The 13,616-nt window shown below is 69.8% G+C and carries 14 protein-coding genes and 1 pseudogene; 9 read left to right on the forward strand and 6 right to left on the reverse strand.

The window, feature by feature from the left end:
- Positions 1–48: 48 nt before the first annotated feature.
- From EO776_RS01140 to EO776_RS01150, 3 genes and pseudogenes are all read right to left on the reverse strand, one after another.
- Positions 49–792 (reverse strand): annotated as a pseudogene (locus EO776_RS01140) (IS110 family RNA-guided transposase); the annotation flags it as partial.
- Positions 793–1,488: 696 nt separating this feature from the next.
- A complete protein-coding gene (locus EO776_RS01145; RefSeq protein ID WP_049931770.1) occupies positions 1,489–1,788 on the reverse strand; it encodes a DUF5789 family protein in 300 nt (99 codons plus the stop codon).
- A gap of 270 nt (positions 1,789–2,058) precedes the next feature.
- A complete protein-coding gene (locus tag EO776_RS01150; RefSeq protein WP_099288751.1) occupies positions 2,059–3,219 on the reverse strand; it encodes a M24 family metallopeptidase in 1,161 nt (386 codons plus the stop codon).
- Between the two features lie 93 nt (positions 3,220–3,312).
- Here EO776_RS01150 and EO776_RS18765 point away from each other — a divergent pair, with 93 nt between their 5' ends.
- On the forward strand, positions 3,313–3,483 hold the full coding sequence (locus EO776_RS18765; RefSeq protein WP_167373102.1) for a hypothetical protein: 171 nt from the start codon (positions 3,313–3,315) through the stop codon (positions 3,481–3,483).
- Positions 3,484–3,574: 91 nt separating this feature from the next.
- On the forward strand, positions 3,575–3,805 hold the full coding sequence (locus EO776_RS01155; protein ID WP_094580245.1) for a DUF7543 family protein: 231 nt from the start codon (positions 3,575–3,577) through the stop codon (positions 3,803–3,805).
- A gap of 45 nt (positions 3,806–3,850) precedes the next feature.
- Here EO776_RS01155 and EO776_RS01160 read toward each other — a convergent pair whose 3' ends face one another.
- Together EO776_RS01160 and EO776_RS01165 are read right to left on the reverse strand one after the other, a co-directional pair.
- The gene (locus tag EO776_RS01160) at positions 3,851–4,204 is read right to left on the reverse strand and encodes a VOC family protein (RefSeq protein WP_049931776.1); all 354 of its coding nucleotides are present in this window, start codon (positions 4,202–4,204) and stop codon (positions 3,851–3,853) included.
- Between the two features lie 26 nt (positions 4,205–4,230).
- Positions 4,231–5,619 (reverse strand): tRNA(Ile)(2)-agmatinylcytidine synthase, encoded by a 1,389-nt coding sequence (locus EO776_RS01165; RefSeq protein ID WP_094495450.1) that lies wholly within the window; start codon positions 5,617–5,619, stop codon positions 4,231–4,233.
- Between the two features lie 197 nt (positions 5,620–5,816).
- On the opposite strand from EO776_RS01165, the gene EO776_RS01170 reads away from it, so the two are divergent.
- Positions 5,817–6,788: a transcriptional regulator gene (locus tag EO776_RS01170; RefSeq protein WP_049931780.1), complete on the forward strand. Its 972-nt coding sequence runs from the start codon at positions 5,817–5,819 to the stop codon at positions 6,786–6,788.
- Positions 6,789–6,806: 18 nt separating this feature from the next.
- On the opposite strand, the gene EO776_RS01175 is transcribed toward EO776_RS01170, so the two are convergent.
- Complete coding sequence (locus tag EO776_RS01175) at positions 6,807–8,450, reverse strand: nucleotide-binding protein (RefSeq protein WP_094519945.1); 1,644 nt, start codon at positions 8,448–8,450, stop codon at positions 6,807–6,809.
- A gap of 167 nt (positions 8,451–8,617) precedes the next feature.
- On the opposite strand from EO776_RS01175, the gene ahaH reads away from it, so the two are divergent.
- The 6 genes from ahaH (at position 8,618) to EO776_RS01205 (ending at position 13,615) form a co-directional block, all read left to right on the forward strand.
- On the forward strand, positions 8,618–8,974 hold the full coding sequence (ahaH, locus tag EO776_RS01180; RefSeq protein WP_049931783.1) for an ATP synthase archaeal subunit H: 357 nt from the start codon (positions 8,618–8,620) through the stop codon (positions 8,972–8,974).
- Positions 8,975–8,978: 4 nt separating this feature from the next.
- On the forward strand, positions 8,979–11,192 hold the full coding sequence (locus EO776_RS01185) for a V-type ATP synthase subunit I (protein WP_094519947.1): 2,214 nt from the start codon (positions 8,979–8,981) through the stop codon (positions 11,190–11,192).
- 202 nt (positions 11,193–11,394) lie between these two features.
- Positions 11,395–11,646: an ATP synthase subunit K gene (locus EO776_RS01190; protein WP_049931785.1), complete on the forward strand. Its 252-nt coding sequence runs from the start codon at positions 11,395–11,397 to the stop codon at positions 11,644–11,646.
- Between the two features lie 21 nt (positions 11,647–11,667).
- Positions 11,668–12,246 carry a V-type ATP synthase subunit E gene (locus tag EO776_RS01195; RefSeq protein ID WP_129452289.1) on the forward strand — a complete coding sequence of 193 codons (579 nt, stop codon included), beginning with the start codon at positions 11,668–11,670 and terminating at the stop codon, positions 12,244–12,246.
- Positions 12,243–13,289, forward strand: coding sequence for a V-type ATP synthase subunit C (locus EO776_RS01200; protein ID WP_049931788.1), 1,047 nt, complete (start codon positions 12,243–12,245; stop codon positions 13,287–13,289). Before EO776_RS01195 ends, EO776_RS01200 begins: the two co-directional genes overlap by 4 nt.
- Positions 13,286–13,615 (forward strand): V-type ATP synthase subunit F, encoded by a 330-nt coding sequence (locus EO776_RS01205; protein ID WP_006629423.1) that lies wholly within the window; start codon positions 13,286–13,288, stop codon positions 13,613–13,615. Before EO776_RS01200 ends, EO776_RS01205 begins: the two co-directional genes overlap by 4 nt.
- Position 13,616 lies beyond the last annotated feature (1 nt).

Consider the following 13,616-nt stretch of genomic DNA (forward strand, 5'->3'; position numbering starts at 1 on the left):
CAAATCAGCAGACGGCGCTGGCGTGAGGCGTTAAACTACAACGAATGCGCGGATCACCGGGTTCAATCCCACGTAACTGACAACCTCCTTGTCACCGTCAAACCGGTCGATCCCACCCAACTCCGCGTAGATTGTCAGCGCAGTGTAGTAACTCACACCGGGAATCGTCATGAGCAGCTGGGTCTCCTTCAGAGACCCAGCGCGCTCTTCGATCGTCTCATCGAGCTTCTGAATCTCTTCGGTGAGCGACTCGATCAGGTCGAGGTACGACTCGAGCAGCGTGTCGAACGGCGTCGGGATCGAGAGTCCCCGCAGGGACTCTCGTCCCTCCACGGTTAGCGGTTTCACGTCTTCGGTGATGCCGTGATCGGAGAGGAGTCCATGGACCTTGTTGGCGTACTTGGTACGGTTTTCGACCAGGGTCTGTCGCCCGCGCACGAGTGCGCGGGCTTCCCTGACCTCCTCGGTCGGAACGTAGCTTTCAGGCACCGAATTTAACCGGAGCATCCGCGCGAGTTCTTTTGCGTCCACGCGGTCTGTTTTCTTGTCGGTGTCTGCGATCTGGTTGATCTTTTTGGGATGAGCAACGGTCACATCCAAGTGCTCCGACAGCGTGTCGTGGATGTGGTAGTAGTTGGAGGTCGCCTCAAGCACGGCTTGTGCGCCGGCGTACCGCTGGGCGAGGTCGTCGAGGTTCGCGTTCTCGACGCGAACCTCTTCGACGATCTTCCCAGCCTCATCCATTACTGCCACCTGTGCGTACCGTTTGTGGACGTCGATTCCGAGGTACATGGTTGGTTCACCCGGGACGCCAGTGCGTGAAGCAGAGATTCACCTATTCGGGCTTTCCCGGATGCCGCGGGGCGCGGCATCCGGGCTGTAGCGCCCATGACTCGGCTTCTTTCGCACACGGACCAGTCAACAGAACGTGCTCTATGGCACGAAATCCAGGTCGGTCTCTTGCGCCCCATATCTTGTTTCACGCTCTGCTAGGGTAGCAGCGTTTCCATCGAGTCAACAGAGCCAAATAGCCGATTTCAAACCGGTGGCGAACACCTCCAAAGCCCCAGCCGCTTACTTATAAATAGTTGATTGCTGATCGACCGATGAAACCACCAAAGTCCCCGTCGCTCGTTTATAAATAACTGACTGTGGATCGACAGCGAACACTTCTAAAGCCCCGGTCGTGAGGGCGGCGTACGCTCGCTGCGCTCCTCACTCGGTCGCTCACTTCGTTCGCTCCCTCGTTTCGGTGCTTACGTCGTCTACGCCGCCCTCACAACTGCCCCTTTGAGTCCCAGCCCGACCGCGACCGCCCCGCACCTCACGCCTCCCCAGCCTCGTCGGCCTCCCTCTGGTCGGCCGACTCCCTCGCGCGTGCTGGCTCGCGGCCTATCGACCGCTCGCAGGCGCGCGCCGATCGCCAATTTATGGGCGTCCCTCCTCGTCTCAGCTGCTGTTTATAAATAGGTTCGGCGCGCTCGACGCCTACTCGGTCGCGACCGGGCCGCGGCCGACGACGTCCTCGACCGCCTGGACGAAGTCGCTTCGGCTCTCGAAGAGGGGGACCTCGCTCTCCGCGAGCACCTCGTCGAGTTCTCGGGGGCCGTCCGGCGTCCGGAGTTCGGCGTCGCCCTCCTGTTCGCGGACGTCGCTGCGCGTCGCGGGCCAGGTGAGCCGCGACGCCACGCGGGCGACCGGCTCGCCGGCCACGTCCGGCCCGTCGCCGAGTTCGACGGCCGGCTCCGCTTCCGCCTCCTCGTCTTCGTCCGCATCGGTGTCGCTCATGCCCCGCGGTTCCGCTCGGGCGACACTAATGGTTTCGATGCCGCTCGGGCCGCGCGGGGACGGTCCGCGCGTTCGGTCCGCCGGGTGAAATACACCGAAATAATTCGGTGATACTGTTATGTTATCCGGCCGTAATTTTCGGTTGGGGGAACAGCACACGACTCCCGAATCTGCGATTCGACGCTCGCAGCGCCTGTCGCTGCGCTTTTCCGACGCGTTCACCCTGACGACGAGGTGTTCCGCCGCCGGCAGCCGGGACACCCTCGCCCGTCACTCCCAGCCGCGGTCGGTCCGGTTCAACCGCTCGCAGCCGTCCTCGGTGACGACCACGAGGTCCTCGATCCGGCAGCCGAACCGTCCGTCGAGATAGATCCCGGGCTCGACGGAACACACCATTCCCGGCTCCAACTGGCGGTCGTTTCCGGCGACGAGATACGGCTCCTCGTGGACGTCCAAGCCCACACCGTGGCCCGTCCGGTGGACGAACGCGTCGCCGTACCCGCCCGCCTCGATCACCTCCCGCGCCGCGCGGTCGACGGCGGACGCGGGGACGCCGGGCACGACCGCCTCGACCGCGGCCGCCTGCGCCTCGCGCACGACCTCGTGGACCTCGGCGTACGCCTCGTCTGGCTCCTCGCCGAAGACGAGGGTCCGCGTTTGGTCGGACGGGTAGCCGTCGACGCGCGTCCCGAAGTCGAGGACGACCGGCTCGCCCGCGCCTATCTCCCGGTCGCCGTGGCCGTGGTGGGGTTTCGCGCCGTTCTCGCCCGCCGCGACGACCGTCTCGAAGCTGACGCCGCGGCCCCCGCGCTCGGCGAGTCGGTCCGCGATCCACTCGGCGAGCGCGGCCTCCGTCATGCCCACCGCGTCCGGGCCCAGTTCCCGGAGGTCGCCGACGACCGCGTCCGCGACCCCCGCGGCCTTCCGCAGCGCCGCCACCTCGGCCTCGTCCTTCCGGACCCGGAGGTCGGCGAGCGCCTCGCTCGCAAGCCCCCACGTCGCGTCGGGGGCCGCCGCCCGGAGGTCCTGCGAGAACCGCGCCCACATGGTGTCATCGACGAGGAGCCGCCCGCCGTCGAGCCCCCGGTCCGCGAGCAGCTCGCGCGTCGCCGCGACCGGGTCCTCGCCGTCGGCCCACGTCCGGACCTCACTGACGGTCGTCGCCTCGCGGACCTGCGTCTCGTACAGCGCCGGCACGAGCAGCGCCGGCTCCGGGTCGGCGGCGCCCGCCGCCGGCACGACGAGGAAGAAGTGTCGCTCGCCCGGCTCTTCGGCGAAGCCGGTGAGGTATTCGAGGTTGCGGCTCGGGAACGCGACCAGTCCGGCCGCGTCGACCGCGTCCAACCGGCGCGCGGTCCGCCCGCGTCGTCGCTCGTGCGGGCGGGTCGACCCCTCCGCTCCCGCCCCGCCCGCGTGTGCGTCGTCGGTCACGCGCCGACGTTCGGACTCGGTATATAAGTAGGGTGGCGTTGACGGGGCAGCAAGCGGCGCATAACTACTGGTGAGCGGTTGTTACGTGATACCATGTCGACCGAGAACGCGGCGACGTTCGACTGCCCCGAGTGCGACGTGAGCGCGCCCTCGACGTCGGTCCCGTACGACTCGCTCGGCTACGTCGTCTGCCCGGTGTGCGGCTACGCGGCCACGCCGGAGCGGTCGTCGAGCGCGGACCGCTCGCCGAGCGCGGGCGACTGACTCGCGGGGACACAGGCCTCGAAGTCGGGAGGCACCCGCGCGACCGCCTCGGAACCGCACCGCTTTAGCCGCGGGGCGCGTCGGGTCCGATATGGGCTGGTCGCTGGAGCGCGACGACGGCACGGTCACCGAGTGGGAGCGATCGGACGGGTACGCGACCGTCAGGCTCCGGGAACGAACCGACGGGGAGTTCGTCGTCCGCCTCGACGTGATGGAGCAGGCGGCCGACGACTCCGCCTACGAGCGGGAGCGGTTCAACGACCGCGATGCCGCCGAGGAGCGCGCGGTGGCGTGGCGCGACGCCCGCGATCTCGACGACTGACGCTGGCCGCTCCGACAACCGAGGGCGGTTCGCCTGCTCTCCAACTTACTCGATGTCGACTTCCTCGTCGAGAAACACCTGACACTCGACGGTCCGGCCCTCGGGGTCCTCGGCGAAACACTGGTAGATGTCGTACGTCTCGTTCTCACGCGGCGGCGTCACGACCGCGTCGCCGAGCCGCTCGCTCGCGGCGTCGACCGCGTCACGGTCCGGGTAGACGAACGTGAGGATGCCGCAGTCGTCGACCTCGTCGCGCTCGCAGAACCCGAACAGGAAGCCGCCGAACGCCAGGATCGTACAGTCGGGCTGTTCGACCCGCACCGTCGCGCCCAGTCGCTCGCGGTAGAACTCGACGACCGCCTCGCGCCGCTCCGTCGCGTGGAAGACGATTCCGGTCACGTCGGCCCGCTCGCGCGGCGAGCACTTTATCGCTCCGGGTGGGTCGGCGCGTCGAACCCGCCCCGGACGAGTGGCTTCGCGACGTGTCGGCGCGCGCTCGGCGGGACCTCGTACCAGCCGGCCTCGAGGTCGCGCTCGATCGGCTCCGCGACCTTCCCCGGCGCCTCAGTCCCGCAGTCGCGGCACCGGTACCCCTGATCGCTCCCGGCCGACGACATCGAGCGACCGCAGTCCGGGCAGGTCGGCACCGCGGGCGCGGTCCGGACGAGGTCGCGGACGGCGAACTTCTCCAGCTTCAGGGTGCTCGCCGGCTCGTCCGCGTTGTCCCGGACCTCGTGCTCGCCGCAGAGCGTGACCCGGTCGCCGGGGCGGAGCGCCCGGACGCGGTCGCGGAACCGGCCCGTCGGGGCGAACGCGACGGCGCGGAGGCGGTCGGCGTCGGTCTCACCGTCCGACTCCACTCCGGCGGCGTCGCTCGCGACATCGACGTGGACGTGGCCACCCCGCTTCGTCTCCGGCGCGCTCGCCACCGCGCCGGCGACCCGATAGCCCGCGCCGTCGCGGAGGTCGCCGATCCGGCTGGGTGCGAGGTGGGCGTCGGTGCCCTGGTTCGTCAGGAACGTCGCGGCCCGCTCGGTCGGCTCGCCGTCGACGGCGGCCGCCACCGCTCGACACGCGGCCGCGTCGTCCCCCCGGATCCCGTAGAGGATCGGGCCGGGCGCGTTCGGCACGCAGACGGTCTTCCCCGTGCCGCGGTCGACCGTGTCCCACACCGCCGGATACCCCTCGTCGGCGGCGGCGAAGACGCTCTCGGCGTCGACCTCGCGGGGCGTCCCGCAGCGGTCGAGTTCGCGGTAGGTGATGCGCTCGAACGTCCAGTCGTCGAACGCGGCCGGCGCGCCGACCGCGGCGAGCGCGCCGATCCGCCCCCGGCCAGCGACCGCGTCCGATTCGCCCGCGCCGCCCGCCGACCCGACCGCGACGTGTCGGAACCCGTGTTCGTCGGCCAGCCCGACGGCCTCGGCGACCGAGAGCCGCTCGCGGAGCGCGCGCCGCGCGAACGCGGCCACCGCGTCGGGGATCGGCGTTCCGGTCGGATCGAAGGGGTCGCCGGCGACGTCGAGGTCCGCGACCACTACGCCGGGCGAGGTACGCGGGTCCGCGGCCGCGGCGAACGCTTCGACCGCCTCCGCCGCGACCGACGCGGCCGACTCCGCGTCCGTCCCGGTGACGTGGAGCGCGACCGCGGCGTTCCCGCGTGTCTTGTGTTTCACGGCCGGATTGAGGCGGACGAGCAGCCGGCGCCGGACCCGAGCCCCGGCGTCAGCGAGGCGCTCCGCGATCTGCGTCGCCACGTAGGTCGTACACATCCCGCGCTCGCGGGAGTCGGTGTCGTCGACGGCGACGATCGGCATGTCGCGACGTTCGCGTCGCCGAGGCAAGCCCCTTTCGAGGCCGGTCGAGGCTGCTCCGGGCCGGCTGAGGCGATACAGCGACCGCTCGGGTATATAACCGTTTCCCGCCGCGGGAGGAAGAAATCGCCCGCGGGCGGTGGGTTCGCCGGCGAACGGGCGACACAACGCATATATACGGCGAGACGCTTGTTCCGGCTATGTCCCGGACTGCGCTCATCGGGAACGTCACCGCGATGCTGGAGGACGCAGGGTTCCTCGTCAGCGACCGGTGTGCGGTCCGGCCCAAGAGCTTCGACGTGGCGGCCCGCCGTAACGAGGACCTCCTCCTCCTGAAGATCCTCGGCAACGTCGACGCGCTCGACGCGGAGACCGGCGCGGAGATGCGCCGGCTCGGCGAGTACCTCAGGGGGACGCCGATGGTGATCGGGATCCGGACCCGCGACGAGGAACTGAAGCCCGGCGTCGTCTACTTCCGACACGGCGTCCCGGTTATCAACCCGGACACCGCCTACGACCTCTTCGTCGAGGGGATGCCGCCGCTCATCTACGCCGCCCCGGGCGGGCTGTACGTCAGCCTCGACGGCGACCTCCTCGCCGACGAGCGCGAGGAGCGCGGCTGGTCGCTCGGCCGGCTCGCGAACGAGCTGGGCGTCTCCCGGCGCACCGTCTCGAAGTACGAGGACGGGATGAACGCCTCCATCGAGGTGGCGATCCAGCTGGAGGAGCTGTTCGACCAGCCGTTCTCCAGCCCGGTCGACGTGCTCGACGGCGCGGACGAGGTCCGCGACTCGGAGCCGACGCCGTCGGCCCCCGAGGCCGACCCGGACGACGAGCACGTCCTCCACGTGCTGACGAGCGCCGGGTTCACGGTCCACCCGACCGCCCGCGCCCCGTTCAAGGCCGTCTCCGAGGACGAGGACAGCCCCGAGACGCGCGTGCTCACCGGCCACTCCGCGTTCACGGCCGCGGCCGAGAAGCGCGCCCGGATCATGTCCTCCATCGGCGAGGTCGCCCGGACCCGATCGGTGTACTTCACCGAGGAGAAGGAGAAGCGCGAATCGGTCGACGGCACCGCCTTGGTCTCCTGCGAGGAACTCGCCGACGTCACCGACCCCGAGCAGATCCGCGAGCTGATCCGCGACCGGGCCCGCGCTCCCTCGGAGGCCTGACGAGCCGCCGCGCTCCGCTCAGCGACCGAGTAGCCGACTGAAAAATCCGCCGTCGCCCTCTTCCTCCTCCTCGTCAGCGGACGACGCGTCGGCGTCGTCTGTCGCCTCTCTTCCGGCGTCGCCGTCCGGCTCGTCCTCGTCCGATAGCACGGTGTTCATCGTCCCGGTGTCGTCGTCGCGGAACGGGATGCTCCCCGCGAGTTCATCGTCGATGTCGTCCGCCGCCGGGTCGGCGCTCGTGGTCCCCTCGCCGTCCGCCTCTCCGCGCTCGGTGGCCGCCTCGCGTGCCGTCTCGTCCGCGTCGGGAATCGCGTCCGGCTCCTCCTCCGTCTCGGCCTCGGGGCCGGTGGCCTCGAGCTCGGCGGCCGCCCTCCCTCCAGCCATGGACTCGTCACCGGCGTCGGTTCCGCCGGCCTCGTCGTCGCTCGCCGCATCGCCGACGGCCTCGCGAGTCGGCTCGTCGTTCTCGACGGGCTCTTTCGGGTCGCCGCGGGCGTCGCGTGCTTCCCCGTCCGTATCGTCGCTCACGTCTCCGTCCGCGCCGTCGTCACCGCCTTCCTCCGTATCGTCGCCCACGTCTCCCTCCGCGTCGTCGCTCACCTTTTCGTCCGCGTCGCCGTCCGGCGGTTCGCTCTCGCTCGCGACGATGATGTCGTCGCCGTCGCCCGGCTCGGCCACGCCGCTCGCGTCGGGGTCCGCGACGATGATGTCTTCGTCCGACTCGGGCTCCGTGCCCTCGTCTTGGTCCGCCTCGGCCTCGGCGGCCGCGTCCCCATCCGTTTCCCCGGCAGCGTCCCGCTCGCTCACCTCGCTCGGGCCGCCGTCGTCCGCGTCGTCCGCCGCCGGTCCGTCGTCGACGATCACGGCGTCGTCGTCCGTCGCGGTCGGCTCGCCGTCGCCCTCTGCGTCGTCCGCCCCGGCTCCGCTCGCGGTGTCGGCCGCGGACCCGTCGAGTCCCGCCCCCTCCACCTCGGCGCCGGTCAGCGCTCGGGTCAGGTCGCGGTAGGCCCGCGTCGCCGGCGCGTCGGGCGCGGCCTCCGGCAGGGACCGGCCCGCCGCCGCGGCCCGGGCCACGGCCTCGTCTTCGGGGATCCGTCCGAGGACGGAAGCGTCGAGCAGCGCCGTGACGACCTCGTCGGCGTCGGCCGTCACGCGGGTGATCGCGGCGCCCGCGACCGTCCCGCCGAGTCGCTCCGTCAACTGCCGCGTCTTCTCGGTGTCGCCGAGGGCGCTCCGCTCCGGCGTCGAGACGAGCAGCGTCTCGTCGGCGATCGCGAGCGGGAGCGTGGAGTCGTGCGACAGTCCCGCGCCCGCATCGACGAACACGTAGTCGGCGCCGTCGAACGCCTCGACGACCCCGCGGAGCCTGGAGGGGTCCGCGGCCGCGTACGCGTCGAGGTCGGCCGCCCCCGGCACGACCCGCAGCCCGGACGGCCCCTCCCGGACCGCCGCCGCCGGGTCCGCGTCGCCGGCGAGTACATCGTGAATCGTGATCTCGCCGGGCGTCACCCCGACAGCGTCCGCGAGGTTCGCCATGCCGAGGTCGGCGTCGATCGCGACGACGTCGGCGCCCGAGTCCGCCAGCACCGTCGCCAGCGCGGCGGTCGTGGTGGTCTTCCCGACGCCACCCTTCGCCGACGCGACCGCATACACCGTTGCCATACGGTGACGGTCCGGCGACTGCTACTTAAATGTAGGCGGCGGCGCGCGACTGCGGCCGACGCGTTCGGCTCGAAGTACCGCCGAATCGCCTCAGAATCCGGTCGCACCCCCGCGGGCTTTCGCAAACACCTTATACGTCGCTTCTAGAGTTTCAGGCGATTAGTAGCATGGCGAGACCAGAGGTGCTCGAATCCATCAAGCAGGCCGAACGGGAGGCGGACGAGATCGTCGCGGAAGCGGAGTCCGACGCCGAAGAGCGCCTCGCCGAGGCTCGAGAGCGCGCGGACGAGATCCGCGCCGAGGCCGAGGAGGAGGCGGAGTCCGAGGCCCAAGAGCGGCTCGACACGGCCCGAGCGGAGATCGAGGAGCGGCGCGAGGAGATCCTCGAGTCGGGGCGTGCCGACCGCGACGAGCTCGAACGCGAGGCCCGCGACCGCGTGGAATCGGCCGTCGACTACGCCGTCGAGCGGTTCGAGGCGGCGGTTCACGAGCAGGCCGAGGAGGCGGTGGATGCTCAGGCCTGAGCAGATGAGCCGGGTGTCGGTGACGGGCTCGAAGCGCGTCATCGACGACGTCATCGAGGCGGCGTACGCCCACCACTCCCTGCACGTCACCGACTACGACGACCGGTACGAGGGGTTCGACCCCGGAACGTCGCTCGACGGGGCCGAGACCGTCAACGAGCGGCTCGTGACGGTTCGGTCGCTGGAGAGCATCCTCGACGTCGACGAGGACGACGCCGAGGTCGCGCGGTCGCTTGACGACGACGAGCTCGAAGCCGAGCTCGACCGTGTCCGCGACCGCGTCAACGAGCTCAACGACCGGCGCGACGAGCTACAGGGCGCGATCCGCGACCGACAGGAGGAGATCGACCGGATGGAGCCGTTCGCGGAGCTCGGGATCGACCTGGACTACCTGCGCGGCTACGACTCGGTCGAGGTCGTCGTCGGCGAGGCGAAACCCGCCGCCGTCGAGGCGGCGCTCGGGGACGCCGAGACGGTCGACGCCTTCGACGTGTTCGTCGGCGGCGACGTGCTCGCCATCGTCGCGAGGCCGACCGACGGCGACGCGGAGGGCGTCGTTCAGGACGCGCTCGTCGGCGTCGACATCGCGCTGCTCGACGTGCCGGACGCCGACGCGAGCCCGGAGGAGTACGTCGCGGAGCTGGAGGCCGAGCAGGCCGACCTCCGCGACGAGCTCGACGGCGTCAAAGCCGAGCTCGACTCGGTGAAGGAGGAGGCCGCGGGCTTCCTGCTGCGCGCCGAGGAGAAGCTCACGATCGAGGCCGAAAAGAAGGAGGCGCCGCTCTCGTTCGCGACCACCGAGAACGCGTTCGTCGCGGAGGGGTGGGTGCCGACCGAGTCGTACCCCGACTTCGAGGCGGCGGTCGTCGACGCGGTCGGCGACCACGTCGAGGTCGAGGAGCTCGAACGCGCCTCGTTCACCCCCGACGGCGACCACCACTCCGAGCCGGTCGACAGGAGTGGCGGCACCGAGTCGCCGTCGGCCGACGACGGCAGTGCGTCCGCCGAAACAGAAGCGGCGGTCGCTACCGACGGCGGCCACGCGGCGCACGGCACCGACGACCCGCCGGTCGTCCAGGACAACGGGAGCGCGGCCGGCCCCTTCGAACTGCTCGTCCAGGCGTTCGGGCGGCCGAAGTACTCCGAGTTCGACCCGACGCTGCTCGTGTTCCTCACGTTCCCGGCGATGTTCGGGTTCATGATCGGCGACGTGGGGTACGGCGTCCTGTACGCCGCCATCGGGTTCTTCATGTACTCCCGGTTCGACGGCGCGTTCCGCGAACTCGGCTCCGTCGCGATGTGGGCGGGCGGCTTCACGATACTGTTCGGGATCTACTTCGGCATCGACCTGTTCGGCTACCACGCCTACCAGCTGCTGCCGGGCGATGTCCACTGGCCCGTCGCCGGGAAGGGGCTCTCACCGGCCGACCTCGACTGGGGGCTCTCATTCCTCGTCGTCAGCGTGGTGTTCGGTATCGTTCACCTCAACATCGGCCACGTGCTCTCGTTCGTGAGCACGCTCCAGCAGCACGACGTGAAGCACGCGCTCTACGAGGCCGGCTCGTGGCTCCTGATCCTCAACGGCGCGTGGATCTGGATCTTCAGCCAGCACGTCCCCGGCCCGAAGCCCGACTTCCTGTTCGAGTCGGTGTCGCTCCTCACGTTCGGCACGGTCTCGTTCAGCGGCTTCCCGGTCGTCGTCGGTATCGCCGGCGCCGTCGCCGCGGGTCTTGGGCTCGTCCTGCTCGGGATCGGCGAGCCGCCGGAGCTCGCGGAGTTCCTCTCGCCCATCGTCAACGTCATCTCGTACGCCCGGATCATGGCCGTCCTGCTCGCGAAGGGCGGGATGGCGCTCGCGGTCAACCTGCTCGCGTTCGGTGCGTACATCGACAAGGGGGGCGAGGGGAGCTTCCACTTCATCTTCTCCGCGGAGCACCTCCATCACGTCCAGGAGACGCCGAGCGAGGAGCTGGTCTTCGCGGGGATCACCACCGCGTTTGACCCCGCCTCGATCGGTCTCATGGGCATCGTCGCCCTCGTGGGCGGCATCGTCGTGGCGCTCGTCGGCCACCTCGTCGTCTTGCTGCTCGGCGTCACGTCCGCCGGCATCCAGGCGGTCCGCCTCGAGTACGTGGAGTTCTTCGGGAACTTCTACGAGGGCGGCGGGCGGGCGTACCTCCCGTTCGGCCGCGACCGGAAGTACACCCGCGACGACTGACGGTCGACCCGACCGTCTGTCGTCCGCCGGTCTCGCCGCTTCGCAGCCGGTTGAAACGCGACGGTTCCGTCGGGTTTCGACGCGATAGCGTCCGCTCTCGCCTCCGTTCTTCCGTCTTCTGTCCGGTCGTTTTGGGAAGCTTTATGACTCCTCTGGGGGCAAATAGCAACCGTTCGGAGACGAGCAACCGCAACTACTACCAATGCTTGAAGCTACCAACGAACTCGGGAACCTCGTACTGTCGACTGGTGGAACGCTGACTGACCCCAACGCCGCGGCGGCGCTGGCCGTCGGGCTCGCGGCGCTGGGCGCGGGCTACGCGGAGCGCGGTATCGGGTCGGCCGCCGTCGGGGCGATGGCCGAGGACGACGACCTCTTCGTCAACGGGCTCATCCTGACCGTCCTTCCCGAGACGATCGTCATCCTCGCACTCGTCGTCGTCTTCATCGTCTAAGCGGTACTTCCTTCCACACCAATGAGTTTGGAAACCGTCGTTGAGGACGTCGAAGATGAGGCCCGCGCGCGTGCGGAGGAGATCCGCGAACAGGCCGAGGCGGAGGCCGACGAGATCGTCGCCGAGGCGGAGGCCGACGCGGAGCGCATCCGCGAGGAGCGACTCGCCGAGGTCGAAGACCAGATCGACCAAGAGCGCGAACAGACGCTCTCCTCGGCGAAGCTCGAGGCCAAACAGGAGCGGCTCGGCGCTCGACGTGACGTCTTGGAGGACGTCCACGACGACGTCGAAGCGGCCATCGCCGCCCTCGACGGCGACGATCGCCGCGAGCTCACCGAGGCCTTACTCGACGCGAGCCTCGCGGAGTTCGACGACGACGAGGCCGTCGCCGTCTACACCCGCGCCGAGGACGTCGACCTGCTCGAAGACCTCGTCTCGGACCGCAACGCCGAGGTCGACGGCGAGGTCGACTGCCTCGGCGGCGTCGTCGCGGAGAGCGACACCTCCCGCGTTCGCGTGAACAACACGTTCGACTCGGTCCTGGAGGCAGTCTGGGACGACGAGTTGAAGAACATCTCGGAGCGGCTGTTCGACCAATGAGCGCCGCCGGCAGCCCGAACCCCGAGTACGTCGTCGCGCGGGTTCGTGCCCGCCGCGGCAGCCTCTACGGGGACGAGGAGTACCGCAAGCTCACCCGGATGGGCCCGGCCGAGATCGCCCGGTTCATGGAGGAGTCGAGCTACGGCGAGGAGATCAACGCGCTCGGCAGCCGCCACGGCGGCGTGGACCTGATCGAGTACGCGCTGAACCGGAACCTCGCCGAGCAGTTCGACGCCATCCTCGACTGGAGCGAGGGGTCGCTGTACGACCTGATCGCCCGGTACCTCCGGAAGTTCGACGCCTGGAACGTGAAGACGGTCATCCGCGGCGTCTACACCGACGCGGAGCAGTCGGCCGTCGAGGTCGACCTGATCCGCGCCGGCGAGTTCGACGACCGCCGGATCCGTCGCCTGCTTGAGGCGGACTCGATCGACGGCGTGATCGAGGTCCTCGAAGACACGATCTACGGGGAGCCGCTGCGGGAGGCGTACGCCGAGTTCGAGGAGACGGACGTGCTGGTGCCCTTAGAGAACGCGGTCGACCGCGCGTTCTACGAGCGGCTCCTCTCCGGGCTCGGCGGCGACGAGCCGACCCGGCAGTACGAGTCGTTCCTGGTGGCGGAGGTCGACTTCCGGAACGCGACGAACGCGCTCCGTCTCGCCCGCTCTGGCGCCGACATCGACCCCGCCGCGTACTTCATCGAGGGGGGCGACCTGTTCACCCGCTCGTCGCTCGCGCGGCTGGCGCAGAACCTCGACGAACTGGTCGAGTACATCGGCGACAGCCAGTACGGCGAGGAGCTCGGGCCCGCGCTGCGCGAGCTCGAGGAGGCGGACAGCCTCATCGCGTTCGAACACGCGATCGACGGCGCGCTGCTGGCGTACGGCGACCGGCTCGGCACGATCCACCCGGTGTCGGTCACCCCGGTCATCTCGTACATCCTCGCGAAGGAGCGCGAGACGGAGAACATCCGGGCGATCGCCCGCGGCAAGGAGGCCGGCCTCTCGGCCGACGAGATCGAATCGGAGCTGGTGATAACATGAGCCAGGAGATAGCGGTCGTCGGCAGCCCGGAGTTCACGACCGGATTCCGCCTCGCCGGCGTTCGGGCGTTCGAGAACGTGCCGGACGACGAGAAGGACGAGAAGCTCGACGACGCCGTCGAGCGGACGCTCGACGACGAGGGCGTCGGCATCATCGTGATGCACGACGACGACCTCGACCACCTCTCGCGGGGGACCCGCGAGGCGGTCGAGGGCAGCATCGAACCGGTCCTCGTGACGCTCGGCGGCTCCGGCGCCGGGAGCGGCGGGCTGCGCGACCAGATCAAACGCGCCATCGGCATCGACCTGATGGAGGAAGACGACTAAT

The organism is Halorubrum ezzemoulense (assembly GCF_004126515.1).
Taxonomy (GTDB): domain Archaea; phylum Halobacteriota; class Halobacteria; order Halobacteriales; family Haloferacaceae; genus Halorubrum; species Halorubrum ezzemoulense.